The organism is Caldisericum insulae (assembly GCF_047785965.1).
In the GTDB taxonomy this organism is placed as follows: domain Bacteria; phylum Caldisericota; class Caldisericia; order Caldisericales; family Caldisericaceae; genus Caldisericum; species Caldisericum exile_A.
This window is the reverse complement of the sequence record NZ_JBLOBF010000032.1, coordinates 1-903: the sequence shown is the minus strand read 5'-3', so window position 1 is coordinate 903 and position 903 is coordinate 1. Positions and strand designations below refer to the sequence as shown.

General features: G+C 38.6%; 1 protein-coding gene. It reads right to left on the bottom strand.

Going from position 1 to position 903, the window contains the following annotated elements; genetic code table 11:
* On the bottom strand, positions 1 to 903 hold a 903-nt coding region (locus ACMV0E_RS08070), incomplete at both ends, for a radical SAM/SPASM domain-containing protein (protein WP_416085869.1).

Sequence of the window (903 nt, the reverse complement as noted above, 5' to 3'; positions counted from 1 at the left end):
TACACCAGGAAGGGAACCAATCTTTCTAAATACTTGAGGATTATCAACAAGCATACAAGGTCGTAATAGATTATCCGAATATGGTTGAAGTTTCTGTATCTCTTTAAAGAACGGAAGTTGAAGTGCCTCCTTTAAACTTATTTCATTGATATTTCCCTGTGCAAGGTGTATAAATGCGCATGGCTCAATGCCACCATCTGCCGTAATGTGAAGATATCTCCTTCCACCTGCAAGACAACCGCCTGTGTAAGGTCCGTCATTCCAAAAGTCCGCTGCAAAAAGTGGTTTGGTTGCCCTAATCTCATGGATTCTTTTATATGAGTAAAGCCTCTGTTCTGGTGTAAGCATAAGAGTTATATCGGGGTCTTTTCCTGTTGGAATATACTGGAAGTACCATGCAATCTTTGCGCCTTTATCAATCATAAAGTCAACAAATTCATCTGAAAGAACCTCTTCAATGTTTTTACTTGTTTCGGTAACAGAATATCCAAAGGGAACTTTTACCTTCTTTAGGTTATCCATTGCTTTAATTACTCTATCCCATGCACCCTCTCCTCTTCTCCAATCTGTTTTTTCTTTAAAGCCTTCAACACTAATGCATGGCACTGCATTACCAACTTCTGCAAGGCGCTCTGCATATTTCTCTGTAATTAGTGATCCGTTTGTATAGAACATAAATGTCATATCGTTGTGCTTTTTAAATATATCTATAAGATGAGGATATATTGTTGGTTCACCACCTGAGACAACGATGAAGTAAATGCCAAGTTCTTTTGCTTCATTCATTAACCTATCAAATCTTTCAAAGGAGAGTTCATGTGCTCTATCGTAGGAACCTGCCCAACATCCAATGCAGTTATAATTACACCTTTCTGTTGGGTCAACGAGCATAAACCAAGGGAC